The following is a 23,819-nucleotide window of genomic DNA, read 5'->3' as shown; positions in this document are numbered from 1 at the left end:
CGGTGTGAGCGCTTGGGACGATCTGCAAAAGGCGGCGGGTCCGGTTTCACGTGAAACATTCGAGCGGCTGCAGGCCTTCGAACAGTTGTTCCTGAAATGGAACCGCAGCATCAATCTGGCGGCCCCGTCGACGCTGGATGACGTCTGGCGCCGCCATGTCCTGGACAGCGCCCAGCTCGCCCGAATCGCGCCCGCCGCAACGCGCTGGGTCGACCTCGGATCGGGCGGCGGATTTCCCGGGCTGGTGCTGGGTTTTCTGCTCACGGAGCGCCCCGGGGCGTCGATCGCCCTGGTCGAAAGCAACCGCAAGAAGGCTTCGTTCCTGCAAACCGTCATCGGCCAGTTCGATCTGCCGGCGCGTGTCGTGGCCAGGCGCATCGACGACAGCTATGGGCTTGTTTCCGCACCGGAAATCGTTACGGCTAGGGCGCTGGCGGCGCTGCCGGATCTGCTCGATCTATCGGCGCCCTGGCTGACCAAGGGGGGGCGCGCGCTGTTCCACAAAGGCCGGGATTACCGCGCCGAGGTGGAAGAAAGCACTCACCGCTGGAGCTTCGATCTGGTAGAACATTCGAGCATGACCGACGCCGAAGGCGTCATCCTCGAAATCACCGAATTGCGCCGGCGACCCGCAAATGAATTACTGGCATAGGCCCATGAGCACAGCACCGCGTATCATCACTGTCGCCAACCAGAAAGGCGGCGTCGGCAAGACGACGACGGCCATCAACCTGGCCACGGCGCTGGCCGCGATCGGCGAGCGCGTGCTGATCGTCGACCTCGACCCCCAGGGCAATGCCAGCACCGGGCTAGGTATCGACCGCAAGGACCGCACCACGTCGTCTTATGACGTGCTGACCGGTGAGCTCGAACTGGAAGCCGCCGCTGTGCCGACGGCGGTGCCCGGACTGTCGATCATCCCCTCCACGCTCGACCTGCTCGGCATCGAGATGGAGATCGCCTCGGCGCCGGACCGGGTGCTCAAGCTGCGCAACGCGCTGCGCGCCGCCGCCGAGCGTTCGGCGCCGTTCGGCTACGTGCTGATCGATTGCCCACCCTCGCTCAATCTTTTGACTTTGAATTCAATGGCGGCGGCCGATTCCGTTCTCGTGCCGCTGCAATGCGAGTTCTTCGCGCTGGAAGGTCTCAGCCAGTTGCTCGAGACCGTCGAGCAGGTGCGCAATACGATCAATCCGGATCTCACCATCCAGGGCATCGTGCTCACCATGTATGATGGGCGCAACAACCTCGCCAACCAGGTGGTGCAGGATGTGCGCACCCATATGGGCGACAAGGTCTACGAGACGATCATTCCGCGCAATGTGCGCGTGTCCGAGGCGCCGTCCTACGGCAAGCCGGCGATCCTTTATGACCTGAAGTGCTCGGGCAGCCAGGCCTATCTGCAGCTCGCCTCCGAGGTGATCCGCCGCGAGCGCAAGCTGCGCGCCGCCTGAGCAATCAATGCGGCGGCTTGGTTAATTAGCCGATTCGATTCCGAAACGATCTGGACAAACCAATGAGCGAAGACCAATCAAGAAAAAGACTGGGCCGTGGCCTCGCGGCGCTGATCGGCGAAATCGACCGTCCGGCGGCGCCGGAAAAGCCGAACGCGATGGTCGCGGCCGACGGCAAGGTGCCGATCGAGTTCGTCAGCCCAAACCCGAAGAATCCGCGCCGGCATTTCGGCGACGCCGAGCTCACCGATCTTGCCCAATCGATCCGCGAGCATGGCGTGGTGCAGCCGGTCGTAGCGCGCCCCTCGCCGTCGCAGCCTGGCCGCTACGAGATCATCGCCGGCGAGCGGCGCTGGCGGGCGGCGCAGCGCGCCGGCCTGACCGAGATCCCGCTGATCGTGCGCGACGTCAACGACCGCACCGCGCTGGAACTGGCGATCATCGAGAACGTGCAGCGCGCCGATCTCAATCCGGTCGAGGAGGCGCAAGGCTACCAGCAGCTCATCGACGAGCATGGCTACACGCAGGCTGATCTCGGCCAGGTCATCGGCAAGAGCCGCAGCCATGTCGCCAACACGCTGCGGCTCTTGAAGCTGCCTCCCGTCATCCACTCGATGCTGGTCGACGGGGATCTGTCGGCCGGTCATGCCCGCACGCTGGTGACGGCGGAAGACCCGGCCGGGCTCGCCAAACGGATCGTCAAGGAAGGGCTTTCGGTGCGCCAGGCGGAAGCGCTGGCGCAGATGCCCGCCGGTCCGACGCCAGCCAAGACCAAGGCAGGCACTTCGGACAAGGATCCCGACACGCTGGCGCTGGAGAAGCTGATGACCGACACGCTCGGCATGATCGTCAGCATCGAGCACAAGGGCAAGGGCGGCGCGCTGAAGGTCAGCTATCGCTCGCTGGATCAGCTCGATGAGCTGTGCCGGCGGCTGAAGGACGAGCGGTAGGCGGTTGCGGCGTAAACGGTATTCGACTGTGGTTGAGAATTTGGCTCAAGGCTGGATACGCCTGATATATCGGTGATAGGCAAGAAGGGCTGGCGCTGTGCCGGCCCGTTTTGTTGGTGGTTGTTCTGAGACGGCCTCTCTCGGGAGAGATGCGCGCAACGCACAGGGAGCGGGAAGACCACGTTCGGTGACGAAGGATACGTCGCCGCTTCACGCGTGATGCCTGCGGCTTGACAGTGCCGGGCAAGGGCGTAACCTAAAATTAGGTGTAGCTTAAATAAACGCCCTGGCGTGCCGAACAGTCGCTGCGCGGGCCACCTGCCGTTCCTGCAATGCTCGTGAACGGCTCGCGAAGCGACATGCCGACGCGCCTGACGAACGGGAGGTGCAAATGGCAGTCAGTTGGCAATTGTCTGGCAGCTACTTCGAGAATTGTAGCTGCGATGTCGTATGTCCTTGCCTGATGTCCACCAAAGCGCAGCTGACATCGAGGCCGACGAAAGGGGTTTGCGACGTCGCCTTGGTCTTTCACATCGATAAGGGCAATTACGCCGACATTCGATTGGATGGGCTCAATGTGGCGATGATCGCGCATACGCCCGGTCCGATGGCGGAGGGCAATTGGACGGCGGCGGCCTATATCGACGACCGTGCGGACGACCGGCAAACGGAGGCGCTGGGCGCCATCTTCACCGGCGCCGCGGGTGGGCCGATGGCTGCCTTCGCGCCGATGATCAGCACCAATCTCGGGGCCAGGAAGGCGCCGATCAGATACCAGGTCCACGACAAGAAACGGTCGGTGGAGGTTGCCGGGGTGATGCAGCTGGCGATCGAACCGCTGCCGACAATGCGCGAAGACGGTGAGATGTGGGCGGCCACCGGCCATCCCGTCAATCCGGACTGGCTCGGCCTGGCGATGGGCGCGGAAGGCAACACCTTCAGCGACCATGGCATGAGTTGGGACAATTCCCGCCGAAACGCGCATTACGCCCCGATCAATTGGTCGGGCCAGCAGTAGACCCTGCCCGCATGGCCGGACGGGCTCGCCCATGACGCTGACAGTGCAGCGAAACATCATTCTCGCGCTGCTGATTGCGAGCGCCGCGGCGTCGTGGGCCGTGCTCATCCGGCAGCAGATCGGCATGGGCGCGGATATGGAAATCCACTCGCCCACCATGGGCATGACGGCGCCGCTGTTTCTTGCCGTCTGGATCGTCATGATGATCGCCATGATGTTTCCGACCGCCGCCCCGATGATCCTGACGTTTCACCAGGTTCAAGCGGCCAAGCGGGGCCGCGGCGGGACCTTCGTCTCCACCTGGGTGTTCGTGGCCGGCTATATGCTGGTCTGGAGCGCGATCGGCGTTCTCGCCTTTGCCGGCGCGGCAGGTGTGGAGATGCTTGGCGAGCGAACGGAAATGTCCACCGCGACCGCCGCGCGCATCGGCGGCGTGCTGCTAGGCGTCGCGGGCGCCTATCAGCTCTCGCCGTTGAAGGATCTTTGCCTGGCCAAATGCCGCACGCCGATGGGTTTCATCCTGACCTCATGGCGCGACGGCCGCTGGGGTGCGGCACGCATGGGGGTAGAGCATGGAGCCTTTTGTCTTGGCTGCTGCTGGCTGCTGTTTCTCGCCCTCTTTCCTCTCGGGATCATGAATGTCGCCGCAATGGCGGTGGTCACCTTGCTGATCTTTGCGGAAAAGACCCTCCCTTCGGGAGATCGGATAGCCAAGGTGTCGGGAGCGGCTCTCCTCCTTTACGGCGCGGCGGTTCTGGTCTTCCCACAGGCGCTGCCGACCTTCCAGGCGACCGACGCGATGACGATGAACTGAGCGGCGAAGGCGGCTCTCGGATCGCGCTCCTACCCTTTGTCATTCCAGGGTCTGCGCGCGTCGCTTCGCTCCTTGCTCCGCCCTAGAATGATGAAGGATGTTTACCGCTGCCCCAATCTCGCGCTTTCGATCGCGATGCCGAGCAGCGCCTGTCTGGCCAGCGCTTCCGACAGGTCCGGCCGCTTGCGCGTCTGCAGCACGGCCGTCTGCAGGCGGCCGAGCGCCCGGCCGAGCGCTTCGACATTCCAGCGCTCGAGCGTCTTTTCCACCAGCCTGCGGCGCGAGAAGAAGACCGGCGGGCGGGCGCCGGCGACGACCGAGGCGGCATTGCGGCCGCCTGATTCCATCTGGCCGCGCATCACCTGGATCGCCTGCAATTGCCGCATCGCCGAGGACAGCACAAGGAAAGGGTGGCCGCCGGACTGGCAGTGACGGTTGAAGGCGATGTCGAAGTCGCCGACCTTGCCGTCCAGCATGGCGTCGACCGCGGCGTCGAAGGAGACGCCGGAGACATCGCCCGACAGCGCGTTGACGTCGTCGACGTCGATCTCCTTCCGGCCGTGCGCATAAAGCACCAGCTTCTCGATCTCGCCGCGCGAGGCGAGCCGGTCGCCGCCGAGATTGCGGCGCAACGCCTGCCTGGCGTCCAAGGTCATCGACATGCCGGCCTTGCGCAATTCGTCGTCGATCACCGTATCCAGGTCGCGGGCCTCGTCGGCGTAGCAGGGCAAGGCGATGGCGTTGCCGGCGGCCTCGACGATGGCCCTGAGGCCGGTGCCCTTCTTCAGATCGCCAGCCTCGATCAGGACGATGGCGTCGCGTGCAGGCTCGGCGGTGAGCGCCTTGATGTCGTCGGCCAGTGCCTTCTGGCCGCTGGCGTTGCGCACCCAGAGCAGCCGCCGGTCGGAAAACATCGGCACGGTGCGGGCTTCGTCGAGCAGGCGGCCTTCGTCGCGGTCGACTTCCGCGCCGTCGAGCTTCACCACCGAGAAGGGGTCGTCGAGCGGCAGGCCCGTCTTGGCGGCGAAGGCTTTTGCCCGCTCGGCGACGAGGCCGCGATCGGGGCCGTAAAGCAGGACGATCGCCATGGAGGGATCGGGCCTCGCCAGCCACGAATCGACCTCGTATCCCTTTTTTTGTGCCATGCGGGGTGAGTTAGCACGGGGTGGAGACGGAGTGAACGGAGAAGCGGCGCCAGCGTCTCCACCTTCTCCCCTTGTGGAAGAAGGTGGATCGGCGCGACAGCGCCGAGACGGATGAGGGTGTTCCAGCGGAGTGAGACGTTGGTGGCATCTGGAGCCCCCCTCGTCCGTCGCCTTCGGCGACACCTTCTCCCACAAGGGTGAGAAGGGGAGGCCGCGCCTGACCGCAGCCCCAATTGCATTTTCTGGCGGCAATCGCCCCGCAAACTTCCGCCAAATTGCGCACAGCGCAAAAACATCGACAAGAAATTTCGTCGCCATATCTGCATCTTGGCGCCTGCGTGCCGCATCGGCTTCCCCAGGCCGGCGGCCGGGGAGGAAAGCCGTGCCCAGACCCGGCGAAATGGCACTGGTCTGGCGGCGCGGATGTGCAAAGATCGCACCGGCAACATTGGAGGATGTGAGCTCATGGCCGATGCTGGAATGTTGCGCTTTCATGTGCCCGAGCCCGAGGTGCGGCCCGGGGGCACGCCCGACTTCTCGAATGTGACCATTCCCAAGGCGGGCTCGGTGCCGCGTCCCGAGATCGATGTCGATCCGCGCACCATCCGCGACATGGCTTTCTCCATCATCCGGGTGCTGAACCGCGCCGGCGAGGCCGTCGGGCCATGGGCCGGGCTGCTCAACGACGAGGAGCTGCTTGAAGGCCTGCGCCATATGATGACGCTCAGAACCTTCGACGCGCGCATGCAGATGGCGCAGCGCCAGGGCAAGACCTCCTTCTACATGCAGCATCTTGGCGAAGAGGCGGTGAGCTCGGCCTTCCGCAAGGCGCTCAAGCCGGGCGATATGAACTTCCCGACCTACCGGCAAGCCGGCCTTCTCGTCGCCGACGGCTATCCGATGGTCACGATGATGAACCAGATTTATTCCAACGAGGCCGATCCCCTGAAGGGCCGGCAGCTGCCGGTCATGTATTCCTCGAAGGAGCACGGCTTCTTCTCGATCTCCGGCAATCTCGCCACGCAATATATCCAGGCGGTCGGCTGGGCGATGGCCTCGGCGATCTCGAACGATTCGCGCATCGCCGCAGCCTGGATCGGCGACGGCTCGACGGCGGAGTCCGATTTCCACTCCGCCCTGGTGTTCGCCTCGACCTACAAGGCGCCGGTCATCCTCAACGTGGTCAACAACCAGTGGGCGATCTCGACCTTCCAGGGCATTGCGCGCGGCGGCTCCGGCACGTTCGCCGCGCGCGGGCTGGGCTTCGGCATCCCCGCGCTGCGCGTCGACGGCAATGACTATCTCGCCGTCCATGCCGTGGCCAAATGGGCGGCGGAGCGGGCGCGGGCCAATCTCGGGCCGACGCTGGTCGAATACGTCACCTACCGCGCCGGCGCGCATTCGACCTCCGACGATCCGTCGGCCTACCGGCCCAAGGCGGAATCCGACGCCTGGCCGCTCGGCGACCCGGTCATCCGGCTGAAGAACCATTTGATCCACAAAGGCGCCTGGTCCGAGGATCGCCACACCCAGGCGGAGGCAGAGATCCTCGAAACGGTGATCGCCGCGCAGAAGGAGGCCGAGGGGCATGGCACGCTGCATGCCGGCGGCAAGCCGTCGACCCGCGACATGTTCGAAGGGCTCTATGAAGAAATGCCGCCGCATCTGAGACGCCAGCGCCAGCAGGCGGGAGTCTGACCATGCCCAGGAAGACCATGATCGAGGCGATCCGCGACGCGCTCGACGTCTCGATGGGGCGCGACGAGCGCGTTATCGTCTATGGCGAGGATGTCGGATTCTTCGGCGGCGTCTTCCGCGCCACGCAAGGCCTGCAGGCCAAATATGGCCGCAGCCGCTGCTTCGACGCGCCGATCAACGAATCCGGCATCGTCGGCTCCGCCATCGGCATGGCCGCCTATGGGCTGAAGCCCTGTGTCGAGATCCAGTTTGCCGACTACATGTACCCGGCCTACGACCAGCTGACGCAGGAGGCGGCGCGGCTGCGCTATCGTTCCAATGGCGATTTCACCTGCCCGATCGTGGTGCGCATGCCGACCGGCGGCGGCATCTTCGGCGGGCAGACGCACAGCCAGAGCCCGGAAGCGCTGTTCACCCATGTCTCGGGCCTGAAGACGGTGGTGCCGTCCAACCCGCATGACGCCAAGGGGCTGCTGATCGCGGCGATCGAGGATCCGGATCCGGTGATCTTCCTGGAGCCGAAACGGCTCTACAACGGTCCGTTCGACGGCCATCACGACCGTCCGGTGACGCCGTGGTCGAAGCATGAGCTCGGCGAGGTTGCCGACGGTCACTACTCGATCCCGCTCGGCAAGGCGGCGATCCGCCGGCAAGGCTCGGCAGTCACGGTGCTTGCCTATGGCACGATGGTCTATGTCGCGCAGGCCGCGGCCGAAGAGACCGGCATCGACGCCGAGATCATCGACCTCAGGACGCTTCTGCCGCTCGACCTCGACACCATCGTCGCCTCGGTGAAGAAGACCGGACGCTGCGTGGTCGTGCACGAGGCGACGCTGACTTCCGGCTTCGGTGCCGAACTGGCCGCGCTGGTGCAGGAGAACTGCTTCTACCATCTGGAGGCGCCGGTGGCGCGGGTCGCCGGCTGGGACACGCCCTATCCGCATGCGCAGGAATGGGACTATTTCCCCGGTCCGGCGCGGGTCGGCCGCGCGCTCGTCGAAACATTGGAAGCTTAGAGTGGGGGAGGCCTGAGATGGGCGAACACGTCATCAAGCTGCCCGATGTCGGCGAAGGCGTCGCCGAGGCCGAGCTTGTCGAATGGCACGTCAAGGTCGGCGACCTCGTGCGGGAGGACACGGTTCTCGCCGCCGTCATGACCGACAAGGCAACCGTCGAGATCCCCTCGCCGGTCGATGGCGAGATTCTCTGGCTCGGCGCCGAGATCGGCGACACGGTGGCGATCGGCTCGCCGATCGTGCGGCTGAAGGTAGCCGGCGAAGGCAATGTGAAGGCCGCCGCCGAGGCAGCGCCCGAGGCAAAAGCGCCGGTTGCGCCGGTCGAGACAAAACCGGCGCCGGCCGCACCGAAACCGGCGCCGAAGCCGGCGGAACCGCCGAAAGCTGCCGCTGCTCCGAAGGCCGCGCACCCCGCCTCTGCTTCCGGCGCGCCGCGTGCGGAGGGTGAGAAACCATTGGCGTCACCCGCCGTCAGGCTGCGGGCGAAGGAAGCCGGCATCGATCTGCGCCAGGTCCCGGGCAGCGGGCCGGCCGGGCGCATCGGCCATGAGGACATCGATGCGTTCGTGGCGCGCGGTCCGCAGATTGCCCGCGCCACCGGGCTTGCGCAGAAGGACGGCGTCGAGGACATCAAGGTCGTGGGTCTCAGGCGCAAGATCGCCGAAAAGATGTCGCTGGCGAAATCGCGCATCCCGCATATCACCTATGTCGAGGAGATCGACGTCACCGCGCTGGAGGAATTGCGCGCGACGTTGAACAAGGAGAAGCGCGCGGATCGTCCCAAGCTGACGCTGCTGCCCTTCCTGATGCGGGCGATGGTCAAGGCGATCGGCGAGCAGCCCAACCTCAACGCGCTGTTCGACGACGATGCCGGCATCATCCACCAGCATGAAGGCATCCATATCGGCATCGCCGCGCAGACGCCCAACGGGCTGGTGGTGCCGGTGGTCAAACATGCCGAGGCGCGCGATCTGTGGAACAGCGCTGTCGAGGTCAACCGGCTGGCCGATGCTGCGAAGGCCGGCACGGCGAGCCGCGAGGAGCTTTCCGGCTCGACCATCACCATCACCTCGCTCGGCGCCATGGGCGGCGTCGCGACCACGCCGGTTATCAACTACCCGGAAGTGGCGATTGTCGGCGTCAACAAGATCATGGTGCGGCCGGTGTGGGACGGCACCCAGTTCATCCCGCGCAAGATGATGAACCTGTCGTCCAGCTTCGACCATCGCGTCATCGACGGCTGGGATGCCGCGGTGTTCGTGCAGCGCATCAAGGCGCTGCTCGAGACGCCGGCGCTGATCTTCGTGGATTGAAAAAATGAAAATGGTCGCAAAGACCCCCTCACCCGGATTGCCAGCCGAATTGCGAAGGGCAATTCGGGGCAATCCGACCTCTCCCCGAGGGGAGAGGAGGCGACTGGCCCCTCCGCTGTCCTCTTCTCCCCTAGGGGAGAAGGTGGCCGCGAAGCGGCCGGATGAGGGGGGCTCCTCCAACCAAAACAGTGTGACCCCATGAAAGAAATCTCCTGCAAGCTGCTCGTCATCGGGGCCGGTCCGGGCGGCTATGTCTGCGCCATCCGCGCCGGACAGCTCGGTGTCGATACGGTCATCGTCGAGGCGGGCAAGCCGGGCGGCACCTGCCTCAATGTCGGCTGCATTCCGTCCAAGGCGCTGATCCACGCGGCGGAAGAATTCGAAAAGATCGCGCATATGGCTTCCGGCAAGGATCCGCTGGGCATCAAGGTTGCCGCACCGACACTGGAACTCGCAAAGACCGTCGCCTGGAAGGACGGTATCGTTAGCCGGCTCAACAGTGGCGTTGCCGGGCTGCTGAAAAAGGCCAAGGTCAAGACCGTGCAGGGCTGGGCAACGTTCCGCGACGGCAAGACGGTCGAGGTCGAGACCGAGACCGGCACGCAGGTGATCCGAGCCGAAACGGTGGTGATCGCTACCGGCTCGGCGCCGGTCGAATTGCCGTTCCTGCCGTTCGGCGGCCAGGTCATTTCGTCGACGGAAGCGCTGGCGCTCGGCGAGCTGCCGAAGAAGCTCGCGGTCGTCGGCGGCGGTTATATCGGGCTCGAGCTCGGCATGGCCTTCGCCAGGATGGGCGCCAAGGTGACGGTCGTCGAAGCGCTGCCGCGGGTGCTGGCGCAATATGACGCCGAGCTGACCCGGCCGGTGCTGAAGCGGCTCGGCGAGCTTGGCGTCGAGGTGATGACTGGCGCCAAGGCCAAAGGCCTGTCGACCAAGGGCGATGCGCTGCTGGTCGAGACGGCCGACGGCAAGAGCGCCAAGATCGCCGCCGACAAGATTCTAGTCACCGTCGGCCGCAAGCCGCTCACCGAGGGCTGGGGGCTGGAGCAGATCGACCTCGACAGGGTCGGAAAATTCATCCGCATCGACGACCAGTGCCGCAGCTCGATGCGCGGCATCTTTGCCATCGGCGATGTCACCGGCGAGCCGATGCTGGCGCATCGCGCGATGGCGCAGGGCGAGATGGTGGCCGAGATCGTCGCCGGCCACAAAAGAAGCTGGGACAAGCGCGCCATTCCCGCGATCTGCTTCACCGACCCGGAGCTGGTCACCGCTGGCCTGTCACCGGAAGAGGCGAAGGCGCTGGCCGGCGAGATCAAGATCGGCCAGTTCCCGTTCGCCGCCAACGGCCGCGCCATGACCAAGCAGGGCGAGGACGGTTTTGTACGGGTCGTGGCGCGCGCGGACAATCATCTGGTGCTGGGCATCCAGGCGGTCGGGCAAGGCGTGTCGGAACTGGCGGCGGCCTTTGGTCTCGCGCTGGAGATGGGCGCGCGGCTGGAGGATATCGCCGGCACCATCCACGCGCATCCGACGCAGGGCGAGGGTTTCCAGGAAGCGGCGCTGAAGGCGCTCGGCCACGCGCTGCATATTTAGGGGAGCGTAATCTCCCCCTCAAGGGAGGAGACTACACAGCTCAGATCGCCAGCCGGCTCACCATCTCGTGCTGGGCGTAGGCGCGGCCGAAGCGGTTGGCGAGGAAGGCGTCGAGCGCAATGTCTTCCTGGCGCACGAAACCCTTCGCCGGCAGCGAGCCGTCGGCCAGCATGTCGAGCACGGCGCAGATGCCGGAGGCGGTGGTGATCTGGATGGCGCTGCGCACCAGGCTGCCGACGCGCTGCGAATAGATCTTGTTGGCGTAGGTCTCCTGCAGCAGGCGGCCATTGCGGCGGCCCGAGACGGTGACGAAGACGATGACCACGTCCTGCAGCGTCGAAGGCAGGGCGCTCTCGAAAATGTCCTTCAGCACGTCGCGGCGGTGGCGCAGGCCGAGGTCGTTGAGCAGCGCCTTCATGATCGCGGCGTGGCCGGGGTAACGGATGGTGCGGTAGTTCAGCGTGCGCACCTTGCCTTTCAACGTCTCGGCCAAGGTGCCGAGGCCGCCGGAGGTGTTGAAGGCCTCGTAGGTGACGCCGTCGAGCGAGAATTCCTCGCGCTCCTCCAGCGGCGGCACCTCGATCAGCTCGCCCTCGACGATCGCCTCGCAAGGTTCGCAATATTCGTTGATGACGCCGTCCGTGCTCCAGGTCAGGTTGTAGTTCAGCGCGTTGGATGGATATTGCGGCAGCGCGCCGACGCGCATGCGCACGCTTTCCAGCGTGTCGAAGCGGCTGGCGAGATCGTTGGCGACGATCGAGATGAAGCCTGGCGCCAGGCCGCATTGCGGGATGAAGGCGCTGTTGGCGTCGCGCGCCAGTTCCTTGACGCGGCGGGTCGAGACGACGTCCTCGGTGAGGTCGAGATAATGGACGCCGGTGGCGGCGGCCGCTTCGGCGATGCGGGTGGTGAGGTGGAAGGGCGCTGCGCTCAGCACGGCGAACTTGCCGGCGAGCACTTTTTCGAGCTCGCCCGTGGCGGCGATGTCGAGCTCCTGCGTCTCGACGCCGGCCGGCAGTTCGGCGGCGGCAAGCTGGGCGGCCGAGCGGTCGACGAGCGTGACGTGGTAGTCGCCCGTGGCGTTCAGCATTTCGGCGATGGTCGAGCCGATCTTGCCGGCGCCGACGACAACGATGTTCTTCATGATCAATTCCCCGCAATTTCGAGTTGGGCCAATTTGACGGGAATCATCGCAGCTTGCCTGTCGAAAGGAAGCGTGGAATCTGGCAATATGAAGCTGAACTTTAAGCGATCTGCCGAAAGGTTTCGTCGAAATGATCACGGAAGCCGAACAAGCCCTGCTTACGCTGCTGCGCGCCGACGCCCGCGCTTCGACTGCGGAGCTGGCGCGGCAGCTCGGTGTGTCGCGCACCACGGTGCAGAGCCGGATCGAGCGGCTGGAGCAGCGCGGCATCATCGCCGGCTATGGGGTCAGGCTGTCGCCCGACTATGAGCAGGGGCTGGTCAAGGCGCATGTGCTGCTCACCGTCACCCCGAAACTCGCCGACAAGGTGGTGCGCAGCCTGGAGGCGATGCCGCCGGTCAGGACAGTGCACTCGGTCAGCGGCAATTTCGACATGATCGTCATCGTTGACGCGCCGTCGATCCGGGATCTCGATGCGCTGCTCGACCGGATCGGGGCGATGGACGGGGTTGAGCGGACGTCGTCGTCGATCATTTTGTCGACGCGGGTGGATCGGTGAGGGGACTGCCGCTCATTTCAACGCGCCGGCGCGAGGCCCCCCTTTCTGTCCTGCCGGACATCTCCCCCTCGAGGGGGAGATCAGATGTCGGCTTTCGCCAATCACCAATGTTGCAGAACGGGCGCCGGCATCGGAGCTGCCAATCTCCCCCCTCGAGGGGGAGATGCCCGGCAGGGCAGAGAGGGGGCGAAGGAACGCGACGCCTCTGACTTCTGCCCCTAAGCCCTCCTCCTCTCCGGCCCCTCGTCCAGCCACGCCACATCTTCCGGAGTCAGCTTGATATCCAATGCCTTCAGGCTGTCCTCAAGCTCGTCCAGCGTGCGCGGGCCGATCAGCGGGACCGACGGGAAGGGTTGCGCCAGCACGTAGGCCAGCGCGACATGGATCGGGCTCTTGCCGAGCTTTCGCGCCAGCTCGATCGCCCGGTCGCGCCGGCCGAAATTCTTTTCCGAATACCAGACGCGCACCAGCTCCTCATTGTCGGTCCGGTCGCGGCCGGCGCGGTCGGTGAAGAAGCCGCGGCCCTGGCTCGACCAGGCGAAGTTCGGCATCTGCCTTGCCGCCAGCCAGGCTTTCCACGCATCGGTGGACGAGGTGACGCAGCCGGCCCAGATCGGCTCCAGCATCTCGGCCAGCGAGAAATTGTTGGAGAGCGCGCCGGGCTTCTGCCTGCCGTTCTTCTCGGCATAGGCAATGGCCGCGTCCATGCGCTCCATCGTCCAGTTGGAGCCGCCGAACAGGCCGCGGATGCGGCCAGCCTTGGCCTCCGCGTCCATGGCGTCGACGAACTCGCCAACCGGCACGTCCGGATTGTCGCGATGCATGAAATAGATGTCGACATGGTCGGTCTGCAGACGGTCGAGCGACTGGGCCAGCTGCTTGCCGATGACATCGGGATAGCAGAGCGGCGAATGCGCGCCCTTGGCGATGATGACCGACTGCTCGCGCACGCCGCGATTCCTCAGCCATTGGCCGAGCAGCGCCTCGGTGTAGCCGGCGCCATAGACAAAACCGGTATCGAACAGATTGCCGCCGGCCTCGAAATAGGCGTCGAGCAGGATCGAGCCGGAGGAGAAGCTGCGGAAATCCTCGAAGCCGAGCGCCAGCCGGGACGCCTGGCGCGGCAGGCCGGGAATGGCGCGCTTGCCGATGGCGGTGCCGTTGGTTTGCAGCGGCCGGCCGGAGAGCGTGTTGACGCGCTTAGCCGGCTTTTCGATCTCATATTCGAGGCCGACGGCGGCGCGCCATTTGTCGAGCACGCGCAACGTGCCGAGGCTGTCGGCCCAGGACATGCCCGGCCAGGCGAACTCCTGGCGGCCAGTGAGGATCGCCTCGCCGGCGGCATCGACCTCGAAAGAATAGACGTGCCGGGTCTCGTTGAGGCTGATGACCTCGCGAGCCGCCCCGGACCGGATCACCTCGATCCGGCCCGGTCCGACATCGCGGTTGCCACCGGCGAACCAGAAATCGGGCACTTCGATGCGGCCCTTGGTGCCGAGGATGCGCAGCACATTGTCCTGGTCGAGCGAGATGCTGCAGGAGACCTCGGCGACGATGCCGCCGGGGAAGTGCAGCAAGGCGGAAGCCCATTCGTCGACGCCGGACTGGCCGAGATGGGCAGCGCCCACGACCTTGTCCGGCTCGAGGAAAGGCTGGCCCGTGGCGGCGCCCGCGATCAGCCGCGCCATCGACACCGGATAGCCGCCGACATCGAGGATGCCGCCGCCGGCCATGTCGTTGGCATAGAGCCGATGGTCGGCCAAGAAGCCCGGCATGGCGAAGCCGAAGCTCGACTTGATCATGCGCACCTCGCCGATGGCGCCGGACTTGATCAGCTCGACCAGCTGCCGGGTCTGCGGATGCAGCCGGTACATGAAGGCTTCGCCGAGAAACGTGCCTGCCTTGCGCGCGGCGTGCATCATGGCGTCGGCCTCGAAGGCGGTCAGGGCCAGCGGCTTTTCGCACAGGACATGCTTGCCGGCTTCGGCCGCCTTGATCGCCCATTCGGCGTGGCCGGGATGCGGGATCGAAATGTAGATGGCGTCCACCTCCTTGTCGGCGAGCAGCGCGTCATAGCCGTCGAGGATGCGCGCGCCCGGAAAGGTCTCGGCGAGGCCAGGCTTGGCGGGATTGCGGGCGCCGAGCGCGACCAGCTTTCCGTTTCGCGAGCCGGCCACGCCGCCGGCAAAGGATTTGGCGATGCTGCCTGGCCCGAGGATGCCCCAGCGGATGGGCGTGGTTGCGGTCATGTCATTCTCCTTGAGAGCTGGGGCGCGGCCGCCGTTCAGCGCAGCCGCAGGCCTTTTTCGTCGAACAGGTAGGATTTGCGGATGGACACGATGATTTCGGACGTGTCGGGCACCTTTGCCGCGTCGCGCTGGATCACCACGTCCTCGCCATTGGCCGTCTTGGCGTAGAGAAAACTCGTGCCGCCCAGATGCTCGACGACGTCGATGGCAACGGCGATGTCGGCGTCGCCTTCCCCGGCATTGCCGAAATGCTCGGGCCGTACGCCGACGACAACCTTGCTTCCCGGCTCGGGCGCGGCGCCCGCCAGAGGCTGCACGATGCGGGTCTTCTCCTCGCCGGCCAGTTCGACCACGACGCCACGCGCGTCGCGCCCGACAATGCGCGCCTTGATGAAATTCATCTTCGGCGAGCCGATGAAGCCGGCTACGAAACGGTTGGTCGGGTCGTTGTAGAGGTCGAGCGGCCGGCCGATCTGCTCGACATTGCCACCTTTCAGCACCACGATGCGGTCGGCCAGCGTCATCGCCTCGGTCTGGTCGTGCGTCACATAGATCATGGTGACGCCGAGCTCCTTGTGCAGACGCGAGATCTCGACGCGCATCTGCACTCTCAGCTCGGCATCGAGGTTCGAAAGCGGCTCGTCGAACAGGAACACCTGCGGCTCGCGCACGATGGCGCGGCCGATGGCGACGCGCTGGCGCTGGCCGCCCGACAATTGTTTCGGGCGCCGCTGCATCAATTCGTCGATGCGCAGGATCTCGGCGGCGCGTTTCACCCGACGCTCGGTGTCGGGTTTCGGGTTGCCGTTCATGCGCAGCCCGAAGGAGAGGTTCTGCTCGACGGTCATATGCGGGTAGAGCGCGTAGGACTGGAACACCATGGCGATGCCGCGGTCGGCCGGCTCGACGTCGTTCATCACCTTGCCGCCGATGGCGATGTCGCCGCCGCTGATGTCCTCCAGCCCGGCGATCATCCTGAGCAGGGTCGACTTGCCGCATCCCGACGGGCCGACGAAGACGACGAACTCGCCGTCGGCGATGTCGATGTTGGCGCCATGGACGACCTCGAAGACGCCGAAGCGCTTGACGACATTGGTGAGAGTAACGGCCGCCATTGCGCTCCTGACCTATTTGACCGCGCCGGCGGCGATGCCGGCGATGAAATGGCGCTGCAACAGCACGAAGACGATGAGCATCGGCACGGTCAGCATGACGGCGCCGGCCATGATGCCGCCCCAGGAAACCTTGGTCAGGCCGATCAGCGTGCCGAGCGCCACCGGCGCGGTCATCGCGCCGGGCTGGCTGTTGATCAAAAGCGGCCAGAGATAGTTGTTCCACGAGGCGAGGAAGAGGATGATCGCCAGCGCCGCCAGCATCGGCCGGGCCAGCGGCAGCGCCACGAACAGGAAGATGCGCCATTCCTTGACGCCTTCGACGCGCGCCGCATCGAACAACTCGGCAGGCATCATCGAGAAGGCCTGGCGCATGAAGAGCACGCCCAGCGAATTGAACAGCGGCGGCACGATCAGCGCGATCCAGGTGTTGGCCAGGGCGAAGTCGCGCGCCACCATGATGAATTGCGGGATGAGCACCACCGCGTAAGGAAGCGTGATGGTGCCGAAAATGATCGCCACCACAGCGCCCTTGCCGTGGAATTCGTAGCGCGCCAGCGCCCAGCCGGCCATCGAGGTCAGCAGCACCGAAAGCACGGTGTAGGTCACCGCGACCGCGACCGAGATGCCGATGGCGCCGATGAAATTGGTGTCGCGCTGCAGGTTGGCGACATTGTCGAGGAAATTGTCGTGTGGCAGGAGCTCGATGCCCGGGCTGAAGATGCCGTTGTCGGGCATGGTGGAGAACACCACCATCATCCACAGCGGGAACAGCCAGACCAGCGCCAGCGGCGTCAGGAACAGATGCAGCAGGACGCTGCGGCCGAGCCTGGCCTGGGAACGCGAGGTCATTTTGGTTCCCCCCCTCACTTCGGCTCCGCCATCACTTCGGCTCCCTCGTCAGCCAGAGCTGCACCAGGGTGATGGCGATCGCCAGCCCCGCCATGGTGTAGGCGACGGCGGAGGCGTAGCCGAAATTGAGCGAGCGGAAACCCTGGCGGTAGAGCAGGAGGCCGAGCGTCTCGGTACCGCCGCCCGGCCCGCCGCGCTCGGTGATCAGGAAAGGCTCGGTGAAGAGCTGCATGGTGCCGATGATCGACAGCACGGCGCAAAAGACGATGACCGGCTTCAACAGCGGCAAGGTGATGTAGAGGAATTGCTTCAGCTTGCTGACGCGGTCCAGCGTCGCCGCTTCGTAGACATCCTCGGGAATCGACTGCAGGCCGGCCAGGATGAGGATGGCGTTATAGCCGGCCCAGCGCCAGGTCACGGCGATCATGATCAGCGCCATGGCCGGGGTGACGTTGGAGAACCAGTCGATCTTGGCCAGGCCGACGCTCTCCAGGAGCTTGTTGACGATGCCGAAATCGAGGCTGAACATCAGCCGGAAGACGGCCGAATAGGCGACCTCGCCGACCACGACCGGGGCGAAGAAGGCGAAGCGGTAGAGGCCGCGCGCCTTCAACAGCGGCGAGTTCAGAAGCACCGCCATGACGATCGCCAGCGAGATCATCACCGGCACTTGGATGACCAGGATCAGCAGCGTGTTCTTCAGCGCGTTGTAGAAGGCGGGGTCGCCGATCAGGCGGCCCCAGTTGAAGGTCGGCGCGAAGCGCCACGGCACGGTGCGCGTCGCCTGGAAGGAGATCAGGAACGAAGAGACGATCGGCCAGATCCAGAAGACGGCGAAGACCAGAAGGTAGGGCGTGAGGAAGCGGTACGCGGTGGCGTTCTGCGTGCGCATTGGCTTCCTCCTTTCTCTGTCTTTCCCTTCTCCCCTTGTGGGAGAAGGTGGCCGCGCAGCGGCCGGATGATGGGTGTTCCAGGGAAAGCCGACGTCTCACTCCGCTGGAGCACCCGCTCATCCGTCTTGGCGCTGCGCGCCAATCCACCACCCGGGGGCGAGCCGCGGGTCTCGCCCCGTCCTTCGGACCCCACAAGGGGAGAAGGAAGAGGCGCTACTTCACCGGCAAACCGGTCGCGGCGGCGATCTGCTTGGCGGCGTCGTCGAGCGCGGCCTTGGCGTCGGGATAGCCGTTGGCCAGATATTTGGTCTGCACGGCGCGCAGGATGATCTCGGCGTCGCTCTGGAACTGCGTGCCGCGGCTCGGCACCACCTTGGGCAGCGTCGCCAGGATATCCTTCCACACCGCCTGGTCGCCCCAATAGGGCTGTCCCTGCGCGACATAGGGGTCGTCGAGCGCCGAGATCAGCGACGGCACCAGGCCGAAATCCTTCAGCATGGTGATCTGGCCGTCATTGGTCTCCAGCGTGTATTTCAGGTAGGCGTAAGCCGCTTCCTTGTTCTTCGAGGCCGAGGTGATGGCCAAAGACGAGCCGCCGAGATTGGCGGCGCGCGGGCCGTTGGCGGTCAGGCTCGGCATCAGGTAGACGCCCCACTTGCCGCTTTCCTTCGGCGATTCGGTGCGGATCGTGCCTTCATACCAGCCGCCATAGACCTGGCTGGCGACGGTGCCGGCGGTGTTGTTGGTGATCTTGGTCGACCAGTCGGCCGACGACACGATGCCGGCGTCCTTCATCTCCTTGACCTTGGTCAGGGCGTCGACGCATTTCGGCTCGGCCACGGTGATCGACTGGCCGTCCTCGGCGAAGTAGCCGCAGCCCTGTTCGTTGGAGATCATGCGGAAGAATTCGGTGTCGCCGTTGAAATCGGCATTGGTCATCGACACCCCGGGATTTGCGGCCTGGATCTTCTTGCCGGCGGCGATGAAATCGTCCCAGGTCTTGATCGAGGCCGGATCGACGCCTCCCTTCTCATAGAAGTCACGGCGGTAGAAGACGGCCACGGGGCCGGAATCCCAGGGCATGGCATAGGCCTTGTCGCCGACCTCGAGCTCGGTGCGCTTGAAATCGGGGAATTTCTTCTGGTCCTCGGCGCTGTAGCCCAGCGTGTGCAGGTCGACGAAGCAATCCGGGAACTGGCTCCAGTAGTTCTCCGCCTCGCCATTCTCGATCGAGACGATATCGGGCAAGCCGACGCCGCCGGCGGCGCAGCCGGCGATCGATTTGTCATAGGTCGGCTGGTTGCCGAGGTCCTGGACCGTGACCTTGATGTCGGGGTATTTCTTGTTGAAGCCCTCGACCGTCGCCTTCAGCGACGAGGCGGCGATGTTCCAGCTCCAGATGGTGATTTCGCCGGACTGCGCCAGGGCCGGGCCGGAGCCCAGGGCAAGCATAAGCGCAGCGCAGGTCAGTGTAGTGCGCATTGAAATCCTCCCATTTCATTTGCTCTCTCACTGTGAGCGTGGCTAGACTATGCGGCGCGGAAGGCTTGTCCCCGTCGAAGGGAATAAGAAGTTGGCGGAAAGTAAGATGCCGGAGCGTCCGTTCTACCAGCCTGGCGCGAGCAGCGTCGAAGGACTGCCGCTCATGCTGCAGATGTTCCACAACCACCCGTTGGTGATGCTGAAGCCGCACTGGCATGCCCAGGTGGAGGTGAATTTCATCGTACAGGGCCGCGTGCATTACCGCATGGCCGAGCACGAAATCTCGCTGTCGGCCGGCGAGATGTGCCTGTTCTGGGGCGGCCTGCCGCACCAGATGGACGACCTCTCCGACGACGCCGTCTATGCCGGCGCGCATCTGCCGCTGGTGCATTTCTTCCGCCTGCATCTGCCGGCCGACATACGCCACCGGCTGATGACCGGCGCGACGCTGGTGACCGACGCGACGGACCAGTCGGACAACGACAATTTCAAGCGCTGGAACGAGTATGCGCGCTCGGGCGATCCGGCCAAAACCGAGCACGCCGTCAACGAGCTGCTGCTTCGGCTCGAGCGGGTGCGCTTCGAGCCTTACCGGCTGGTGCCGGAAAGGTTGGCCGGGCAAGGCGCCGGCAATGCCTTCGACCAGCAGTCCTCGCGCAATGTCGGGCGCATGTGCGATTTCATCGCCGAGAATTTCCTCTACGACATCGACTGCGTCACCATCGCTTCGGCCGCCGACATCCATCCCAAATATGCGATGAGCCTGTTCAAGAAATCGACCGGCATGACGCTCAACGAATATGTCAACCTGCTGCGCCTGAGCTACGCGCAGGCGCTGCTCATGCATGAGGACGCCAATGTGTTGAGGGTCGCCATGGAATCCGGCTTCGGCTCGCTCAGCGCCTTCAACAAATCGTTCCGCAAGCTCGCCGGCATGTCGCCTTCCGATTTCCGCCGGGCGGGCGCCGCGCGGTAGCCGAACGCGCGCCGCCGGCAGGAGACCCCTGCCGGCGTGCCTTGATTGCCCGCTCAGTTGGCCGGCTGGATGGCCGACACCATGAGCTTGCCGGCCTTGGCGGAATAGGTGACGGTGACCTTTTCGCCGACCTTCAGCGTCTCGACCTCGATGTTCTCGGGCAGCGCGAAAGTCTTGCCGTCGCTCAGCGTGAAGGAATCGCCCTTCTTGTCGACGCTGGCGATGGTGCCGCTGGCAGCCTTGGCATAAGCCCCGGTCGCTGAGGCGAGAGCCACGATCGCCGCGACTGCGATGACGGATTTTTTCATCTTCTTTCCTTTCTTCTTTGAGGTTGCCGACCCGAACCTCGTCGGGTCGCGCTCCCGATCCGGCGGGAACAGCGCAAGCCTAGAGACCGCAGTTTTCGTGCGGCTGGCGGGGGCTATACAAATGGGTAAGGCGGCCGGGGTGCGGGCTCCGGCCCGCCTCAGGTCACGGTAGTCCGCACGGCCGGAAGGCTGATTGTCACGCCGAGACCCGGATTGCGGTCCTCGAGCGTTATGGCCGCGCCATGCAGGTCGGCAACCGCCTTGACGAGGCTCAGGCCCAGGCCGCTGCCTGGCGTCGTGCGGCTCGCATCCAGCCGGTAGAGCCGGCGGAACACCTTTTCGCGTTCCTCGGCCGGAATCCCCGGGCCATTGTCGCGGACATGGACGAGGACGTGGCTGCCGCCCCTGGTCACCGACAGCTCGATCGCGGTGCCCGGCGGGCAATGCCTGAGCGCGTTCTCGACCAGATTGGCGAGCATCTGCATCAGCAGGTCTCTGTCGCCGTGAATATACCATTTCGTATCCGGAATGATCGTTGTCGACAGGGACTTGCCATCGTCCTCGGCGACATCGGCATAGACATCGCCGATGGTCTCGACGACCGGGCCGACATCGAGATCGACGAAGCGCGCCTTGCGGGCGCCGGCTTCGATCTGGGCGATGCGCAGAAGCGCGTCGAAGGTGCTGTTGATCTGCTGGCTCTCGGCGCGGGCATCGGTCAGCTCGGTCGAGACATCCTCACCCGACACCGTCTTGTCGGCGGCGGATTCCAGGATCATCTGCAGCCGGTTGAGCGGCGTCTTGAGATCATGCGCGATGTTGGCGCTCACTTCCCGCATGCCGTCGACCAGGGCCGACAGGCGCTCCAGCGCCGCATTCACCTGGGCGGAGACGGCGTCGATGTCGTCGCCATTGCCGATCAGCGGGATGCGCGCATCGAGCCGCCCATGCGAGACGTCGACCATGGTGCTGGCGATGCCGTCGAGGCGCCGCTGGACGCGCGAGGCGAGCACCGCGCCGCCGCCGATCGCCAGGACGGTGATGAACAGCGTGCCCCAGCCGAAGCTCATCAGCACGATCCTTTCGAGATCCTCGGTTTCCGAAAGCGAGAAGGCGACGGTCAAATTGTTGTCGCCGACCATGCCCGAATAGGCGCGGTATTCGGTGTCGGGCGGCACACCCGGCAAGTCGGCGGCGAACATGGAAAAGCCATCCGGCAGGCTGGAGGTGAAATCCCCGGCGAGGCGGTTGCCGTCCTTGTCGGTGAGGGAAAAGATCTCGTCCTTGTCCTGGCTGAACTGGGCATGGTCCCTGACCGTCGAGACGAGATCCTCCTCGTCGCTCTCGGCATAGGTCGCGGCGATGAGCGAATAGGTCTCCTTGATCGATTGATCGAGCTGCCTGGCGAGCGAGGCGCTCATCAACTGATAGACGATCGCGCCGGACAGGATGAAGGCCAGCAGGAACAGGAAGGCAAAGGTCAGCGCCAACCTGAACGGCGTGCTGCGCAGCAGATTGGAGCGTGTCTCGCTCATGCGACCGCGGTGGGTCGCCCCGCACGTGCGGCCACGAGATCAGGCCGGAACATGCAGGCTGTAGCCGGTGTTGCGCACGGTGTGGATCAGCGGCACGTCGAACGGCCTGTCGACCTTGGCCCTTAGCCGGCTGATATGCGTTTCGACGACGCTGGTCTTGGGGTCGAAATGAAAATCCCAGACGCGCTCCAGAAGCATGGTGCGGGTGATGACGCGGCCCTCGCCGCGCATCAGCACCTCGAGCAGGCTGAACTCGCGCGGCTGCAGGTCGATCGGCTGGCCCTGCCTGGTCACGCGGCGCAGGATCAGGTCCATTTCGAGGTCGGCGACGCGCAGCGCCGTCTTCTGCTCCTGCGCCGCCGGCCGGCGGCCGAGCGCATGGATGCGGGCGAGCAGCTCGGAAAAGGCGAAGGGCTTGACCAGATAGTCGTCGCCGCCCGCTTCCAGGCCCTCGACGCGGTCGTCGACGCCGCCGATGGAGGTCAGGAAAATGGCCGGCGTGCGGATACCGGCGGCGCGCACCGCCTTGATCATCGACAGGCCGTCGAGGCCGGGAACCATGCGGTCGGCGACGATCACGTCATAGGCGTTGCGGGTCGCGGCGAAGAGGCCGTCATGGCCGTCGCGCAGCAAATCGCAGACATGGCCGGCCTCGGTCAGTCCCCTGACGACATAGTCGGCGGTTCTCGGATCGTCTTCAACAAGCAGAAGTCGCATCGCCCCGTGCTGTCCTTGCCGCCTCAACCTCACCGGCATGGTAGTGCCGGCTGCGGCTTTTTCTTGGCCGGTCACTATCTCTTCGTCTGACGCGGCTTCAAACGGAAATCGCGGCATCACTTGCTCTAACCATCTGTTTTTACGCGCTGCCGGGGCGAAGGCCGCAACACATTTTTGCGAGAAGCACTTTAGTCGAGCAGGGCCTGCTCGTCTTCGTCGATCAATCTCGTCAGTGTCATATAGAGGACGATGACCACGATGGCGCCGAGGAAGGTCAGGCTGGTGAAGGTGGTGCCGAAGCCCATGCCGCCATATTCGACCGGCTGCGAGAGCAGGTCGCCGAAGGAAGCGCCGAACGGCCGGGTCAGGATATAGGCGAGCCAGAAGGCGAGGATGCCGTTCAGGCCGAGGAAGAACCAGGCAAGCGTGATCGCCGCGATGACGCCGCCGAAGATGACGCCGGTGGTGAGATAGCCCATGTCGAAGCGCTCGGCCACCAGGTCGCCGGCGGCCGTGCCGAGCGAGAAGGTGAACAGGATCGCCAGCCAGTAGAAGATCTCGCGCCTGGTGGTGAAGATGGTGTGGATCGAGAGCGTCCTTTCGCTGGCGTACCAGGCCGCGAAAGTCAGGGCGAGGGCGACCGAGAAGACGATCGTCGTCGTCTCCAGCCGCACGCCGAAATTGTCGACGAGGTTGTCGGTGACCAGCGTGCCGACGACGCTGATCAGCACGACGGCCAGCCAGTAGGCCCAGGGCACGTAGCGCTTCTGCGCGAATTGCAGGACAAGCGCGACGATCAGGATGCCGCTCATGATCAAGGATGTGACGGTAAGGCCGAGGCCGAGATTGACGGCCAGATAATCGGCCGCCGTCTCGCCCATGGTCACCGCCATGATCTTGATCAGCCAGAAATCGAGGGTGACGTCCGGGACCCGGTTCAATTCGGAGTCTCGTTCAAGGATCGTTGCGGTCATGGCGATGTCCATTT

22 protein-coding genes are annotated in these 23,819 nt (G+C 65.0%); 11 read left to right on the top strand and 11 right to left on the bottom strand.

From position 1 onward, the window contains the following. Window positions 1–4 precede the first annotated feature (4 nt). From rsmG to FJ471_RS16490, 5 genes are all read left to right on the top strand, one after another. Window positions 5–652 carry a 16S rRNA (guanine(527)-N(7))-methyltransferase RsmG gene (gene rsmG, locus FJ471_RS16510; protein WP_140804815.1) on the top strand — a complete coding sequence of 216 codons (648 nt, stop codon included), beginning with the start codon at window positions 5–7 and terminating at the stop codon, window positions 650–652. Window positions 653–656: 4 nt separating this feature from the next. Beyond that, complete coding sequence (locus FJ471_RS16505) at window positions 657–1,454, top strand: ParA family protein (RefSeq protein WP_112098354.1); 798 nt, start codon at window positions 657–659, stop codon at window positions 1,452–1,454. 62 nt (window positions 1,455–1,516) lie between these two features. Continuing rightward, on the top strand, window positions 1,517–2,404 hold the full coding sequence (locus FJ471_RS16500) for a ParB/RepB/Spo0J family partition protein (RefSeq protein ID WP_140804801.1): 888 nt from the start codon (window positions 1,517–1,519) through the stop codon (window positions 2,402–2,404). 391 nt (window positions 2,405–2,795) lie between these two features. Then, window positions 2,796–3,422, top strand: a complete 627-nt coding sequence (locus FJ471_RS16495) for a DUF1326 domain-containing protein (protein ID WP_140804799.1) — start codon at window positions 2,796–2,798, stop codon at window positions 3,420–3,422. A gap of 31 nt (window positions 3,423–3,453) precedes the next feature. Then, the gene (locus FJ471_RS16490) at window positions 3,454–4,236 is read left to right on the top strand and encodes a DUF2182 domain-containing protein (RefSeq protein WP_140804797.1); all 783 of its coding nucleotides are present in this window, start codon (window positions 3,454–3,456) and stop codon (window positions 4,234–4,236) included. Window positions 4,237–4,337: 101 nt separating this feature from the next. Here FJ471_RS16490 and holA read toward each other — a convergent pair whose 3' ends face one another. Then, a complete protein-coding gene (holA, locus tag FJ471_RS16485; protein ID WP_140804795.1) occupies window positions 4,338–5,381 on the bottom strand; it encodes a DNA polymerase III subunit delta in 1,044 nt (347 codons plus the stop codon). A gap of 465 nt (window positions 5,382–5,846) precedes the next feature. Here holA and FJ471_RS16480 point away from each other — a divergent pair, with 465 nt between their 5' ends. The 4 genes from FJ471_RS16480 (at window position 5,847) to lpdA (ending at window position 11,004) form a co-directional block, all read left to right on the top strand. Then, window positions 5,847–7,079, top strand: a complete 1,233-nt coding sequence (locus FJ471_RS16480) for a 3-methyl-2-oxobutanoate dehydrogenase (2-methylpropanoyl-transferring) subunit alpha (RefSeq protein WP_140804793.1) — start codon at window positions 5,847–5,849, stop codon at window positions 7,077–7,079. A 2-nt stretch (window positions 7,080–7,081) separates the two neighbouring features. Then, on the top strand, window positions 7,082–8,095 hold the full coding sequence (locus FJ471_RS16475) for an alpha-ketoacid dehydrogenase subunit beta (protein WP_140804791.1): 1,014 nt from the start codon (window positions 7,082–7,084) through the stop codon (window positions 8,093–8,095). A 17-nt stretch (window positions 8,096–8,112) separates the two neighbouring features. Further along, entirely contained in the window at window positions 8,113–9,408 is a 1,296-nt protein-coding gene (locus FJ471_RS16470; RefSeq protein ID WP_140804789.1) for a dihydrolipoamide acetyltransferase family protein, read from the top strand. Between the two features lie 198 nt (window positions 9,409–9,606). After that, window positions 9,607–11,004: a dihydrolipoyl dehydrogenase gene (lpdA, locus tag FJ471_RS16465; RefSeq protein WP_140804787.1), complete on the top strand. Its 1,398-nt coding sequence runs from the start codon at window positions 9,607–9,609 to the stop codon at window positions 11,002–11,004. A 40-nt stretch (window positions 11,005–11,044) separates the two neighbouring features. On the opposite strand, the gene FJ471_RS16460 is transcribed toward lpdA, so the two are convergent. Then, the gene (locus FJ471_RS16460) at window positions 11,045–12,286 is read right to left on the bottom strand and encodes a saccharopine dehydrogenase family protein (RefSeq protein ID WP_281408537.1); all 1,242 of its coding nucleotides are present in this window, start codon (window positions 12,284–12,286) and stop codon (window positions 11,045–11,047) included. Here FJ471_RS16460 and FJ471_RS16455 point away from each other — a divergent pair. Next, window positions 12,279–12,707: an Lrp/AsnC family transcriptional regulator gene (locus FJ471_RS16455; protein ID WP_140804783.1), complete on the top strand. Its 429-nt coding sequence runs from the start codon at window positions 12,279–12,281 to the stop codon at window positions 12,705–12,707. The two genes, FJ471_RS16460 and FJ471_RS16455, sit on opposite strands and share 8 nt — an antisense overlap. A 218-nt stretch (window positions 12,708–12,925) precedes the next feature. On the opposite strand, the gene FJ471_RS16445 is transcribed toward FJ471_RS16455, so the two are convergent. The 5 genes from FJ471_RS16445 to FJ471_RS16425 all read right to left on the bottom strand — a co-directional run bounded on the left by FJ471_RS16445 (window position 12,926) and on the right by FJ471_RS16425 (window position 19,295). Continuing rightward, the gene (locus FJ471_RS16445) at window positions 12,926–14,956 is read right to left on the bottom strand and encodes an aldo/keto reductase (RefSeq protein WP_140804781.1); all 2,031 of its coding nucleotides are present in this window, start codon (window positions 14,954–14,956) and stop codon (window positions 12,926–12,928) included. A 35-nt stretch (window positions 14,957–14,991) separates the two neighbouring features. Further along, a complete protein-coding gene (ugpC, locus tag FJ471_RS16440) occupies window positions 14,992–16,071 on the bottom strand; it encodes a sn-glycerol-3-phosphate ABC transporter ATP-binding protein UgpC (protein ID WP_140804779.1) in 1,080 nt (359 codons plus the stop codon). 12 nt (window positions 16,072–16,083) lie between these two features. After that, a complete protein-coding gene (locus FJ471_RS16435; protein ID WP_140804777.1) occupies window positions 16,084–16,920 on the bottom strand; it encodes a carbohydrate ABC transporter permease in 837 nt (278 codons plus the stop codon). A gap of 31 nt (window positions 16,921–16,951) precedes the next feature. After that, complete coding sequence (locus tag FJ471_RS16430; RefSeq protein ID WP_140804775.1) at window positions 16,952–17,812, bottom strand: sugar ABC transporter permease; 861 nt, start codon at window positions 17,810–17,812, stop codon at window positions 16,952–16,954. A gap of 214 nt (window positions 17,813–18,026) precedes the next feature. After that, a complete protein-coding gene (locus tag FJ471_RS16425; protein ID WP_140804773.1) occupies window positions 18,027–19,295 on the bottom strand; it encodes an ABC transporter substrate-binding protein in 1,269 nt (422 codons plus the stop codon). Window positions 19,296–19,401: 106 nt separating this feature from the next. On the opposite strand from FJ471_RS16425, the gene FJ471_RS16420 reads away from it, so the two are divergent. Continuing rightward, window positions 19,402–20,271: a helix-turn-helix domain-containing protein gene (locus FJ471_RS16420; protein ID WP_140804771.1), complete on the top strand. Its 870-nt coding sequence runs from the start codon at window positions 19,402–19,404 to the stop codon at window positions 20,269–20,271. 53 nt (window positions 20,272–20,324) lie between these two features. Here FJ471_RS16420 and FJ471_RS16415 read toward each other — a convergent pair whose 3' ends face one another. From FJ471_RS16415 to FJ471_RS16400, 4 genes are all read right to left on the bottom strand, one after another. Further along, window positions 20,325–20,579 (bottom strand): DUF1344 domain-containing protein, encoded by a 255-nt coding sequence (locus FJ471_RS16415; protein ID WP_140804769.1) that lies wholly within the window; start codon window positions 20,577–20,579, stop codon window positions 20,325–20,327. A 158-nt stretch (window positions 20,580–20,737) separates the two neighbouring features. Next, a complete protein-coding gene (locus FJ471_RS16410) occupies window positions 20,738–22,114 on the bottom strand; it encodes a HAMP domain-containing sensor histidine kinase (RefSeq protein WP_140804767.1) in 1,377 nt (458 codons plus the stop codon). Between the two features lie 39 nt (window positions 22,115–22,153). Beyond that, the gene (locus tag FJ471_RS16405; RefSeq protein ID WP_140804765.1) at window positions 22,154–22,831 is read right to left on the bottom strand and encodes a winged helix-turn-helix domain-containing protein; all 678 of its coding nucleotides are present in this window, start codon (window positions 22,829–22,831) and stop codon (window positions 22,154–22,156) included. Window positions 22,832–23,019: 188 nt separating this feature from the next. Continuing rightward, window positions 23,020–23,805: a hypothetical protein gene (locus FJ471_RS16400; RefSeq protein ID WP_140804763.1), complete on the bottom strand. Its 786-nt coding sequence runs from the start codon at window positions 23,803–23,805 to the stop codon at window positions 23,020–23,022. Between the last annotated feature and the right edge of the window lie 14 nt (window positions 23,806–23,819).

Source organism: Mesorhizobium sp. B2-7-1, assembly GCF_006440735.1.
Lineage (GTDB): Bacteria > Pseudomonadota > Alphaproteobacteria > Rhizobiales > Rhizobiaceae > Mesorhizobium.
Note: the sequence above shows the minus strand (reverse complement) of the source record. Positions and strands in the feature narration are given on the sequence as shown.

Excerpts from the sequence above, each read along its gene's own strand:
- FJ471_RS16400 (WP_140804763.1), bottom strand. The coding sequence starts at position 23,805 with ATGACCGCAACGATCCTTGAACGAGACTCCGAATTGAACCGGGTCCCG.
- holA (WP_140804795.1), bottom strand. The coding sequence starts at position 5,381 with ATGGCACAAAAAAAGGGATACGAGGTCGATTCGTGGCTGGCGAGGCCC.
- FJ471_RS16505 (WP_112098354.1), top strand. The coding sequence starts at position 657 with ATGAGCACAGCACCGCGTATCATCACTGTCGCCAACCAGAAAGGCGGC.
- FJ471_RS16475 (WP_140804791.1), top strand. The coding sequence starts at position 7,082 with ATGCCCAGGAAGACCATGATCGAGGCGATCCGCGACGCGCTCGACGTC.
- FJ471_RS16490 (WP_140804797.1), top strand. The coding sequence starts at position 3,454 with ATGACGCTGACAGTGCAGCGAAACATCATTCTCGCGCTGCTGATTGCG.
- FJ471_RS16470 (WP_140804789.1), top strand. The coding sequence starts at position 8,113 with ATGGGCGAACACGTCATCAAGCTGCCCGATGTCGGCGAAGGCGTCGCC.
- FJ471_RS16500 (WP_140804801.1), top strand. The coding sequence starts at position 1,517 with ATGAGCGAAGACCAATCAAGAAAAAGACTGGGCCGTGGCCTCGCGGCG.
- FJ471_RS16430 (WP_140804775.1), bottom strand. The coding sequence starts at position 17,812 with ATGCGCACGCAGAACGCCACCGCGTACCGCTTCCTCACGCCCTACCTT.
- FJ471_RS16495 (WP_140804799.1), top strand. The coding sequence starts at position 2,796 with ATGGCAGTCAGTTGGCAATTGTCTGGCAGCTACTTCGAGAATTGTAGC.
- FJ471_RS16445 (WP_140804781.1), bottom strand. The coding sequence starts at position 14,956 with ATGACCGCAACCACGCCCATCCGCTGGGGCATCCTCGGGCCAGGCAGC.
- lpdA (WP_140804787.1), top strand. The coding sequence starts at position 9,607 with ATGAAAGAAATCTCCTGCAAGCTGCTCGTCATCGGGGCCGGTCCGGGC.
- FJ471_RS16435 (WP_140804777.1), bottom strand. The coding sequence starts at position 16,920 with ATGACCTCGCGTTCCCAGGCCAGGCTCGGCCGCAGCGTCCTGCTGCAT.
- FJ471_RS16410 (WP_140804767.1), bottom strand. The coding sequence starts at position 22,114 with ATGAGCGAGACACGCTCCAATCTGCTGCGCAGCACGCCGTTCAGGTTG.
- FJ471_RS16415 (WP_140804769.1), bottom strand. The coding sequence starts at position 20,579 with ATGAAAAAATCCGTCATCGCAGTCGCGGCGATCGTGGCTCTCGCCTCA.
- FJ471_RS16405 (WP_140804765.1), bottom strand. The coding sequence starts at position 22,831 with ATGCGACTTCTGCTTGTTGAAGACGATCCGAGAACCGCCGACTATGTC.
- FJ471_RS16425 (WP_140804773.1), bottom strand. The coding sequence starts at position 19,295 with ATGCGCACTACACTGACCTGCGCTGCGCTTATGCTTGCCCTGGGCTCC.
- FJ471_RS16480 (WP_140804793.1), top strand. The coding sequence starts at position 5,847 with ATGGCCGATGCTGGAATGTTGCGCTTTCATGTGCCCGAGCCCGAGGTG.
- FJ471_RS16420 (WP_140804771.1), top strand. The coding sequence starts at position 19,402 with ATGCCGGAGCGTCCGTTCTACCAGCCTGGCGCGAGCAGCGTCGAAGGA.
- ugpC (WP_140804779.1), bottom strand. The coding sequence starts at position 16,071 with ATGGCGGCCGTTACTCTCACCAATGTCGTCAAGCGCTTCGGCGTCTTC.
- FJ471_RS16455 (WP_140804783.1), top strand. The coding sequence starts at position 12,279 with ATGATCACGGAAGCCGAACAAGCCCTGCTTACGCTGCTGCGCGCCGAC.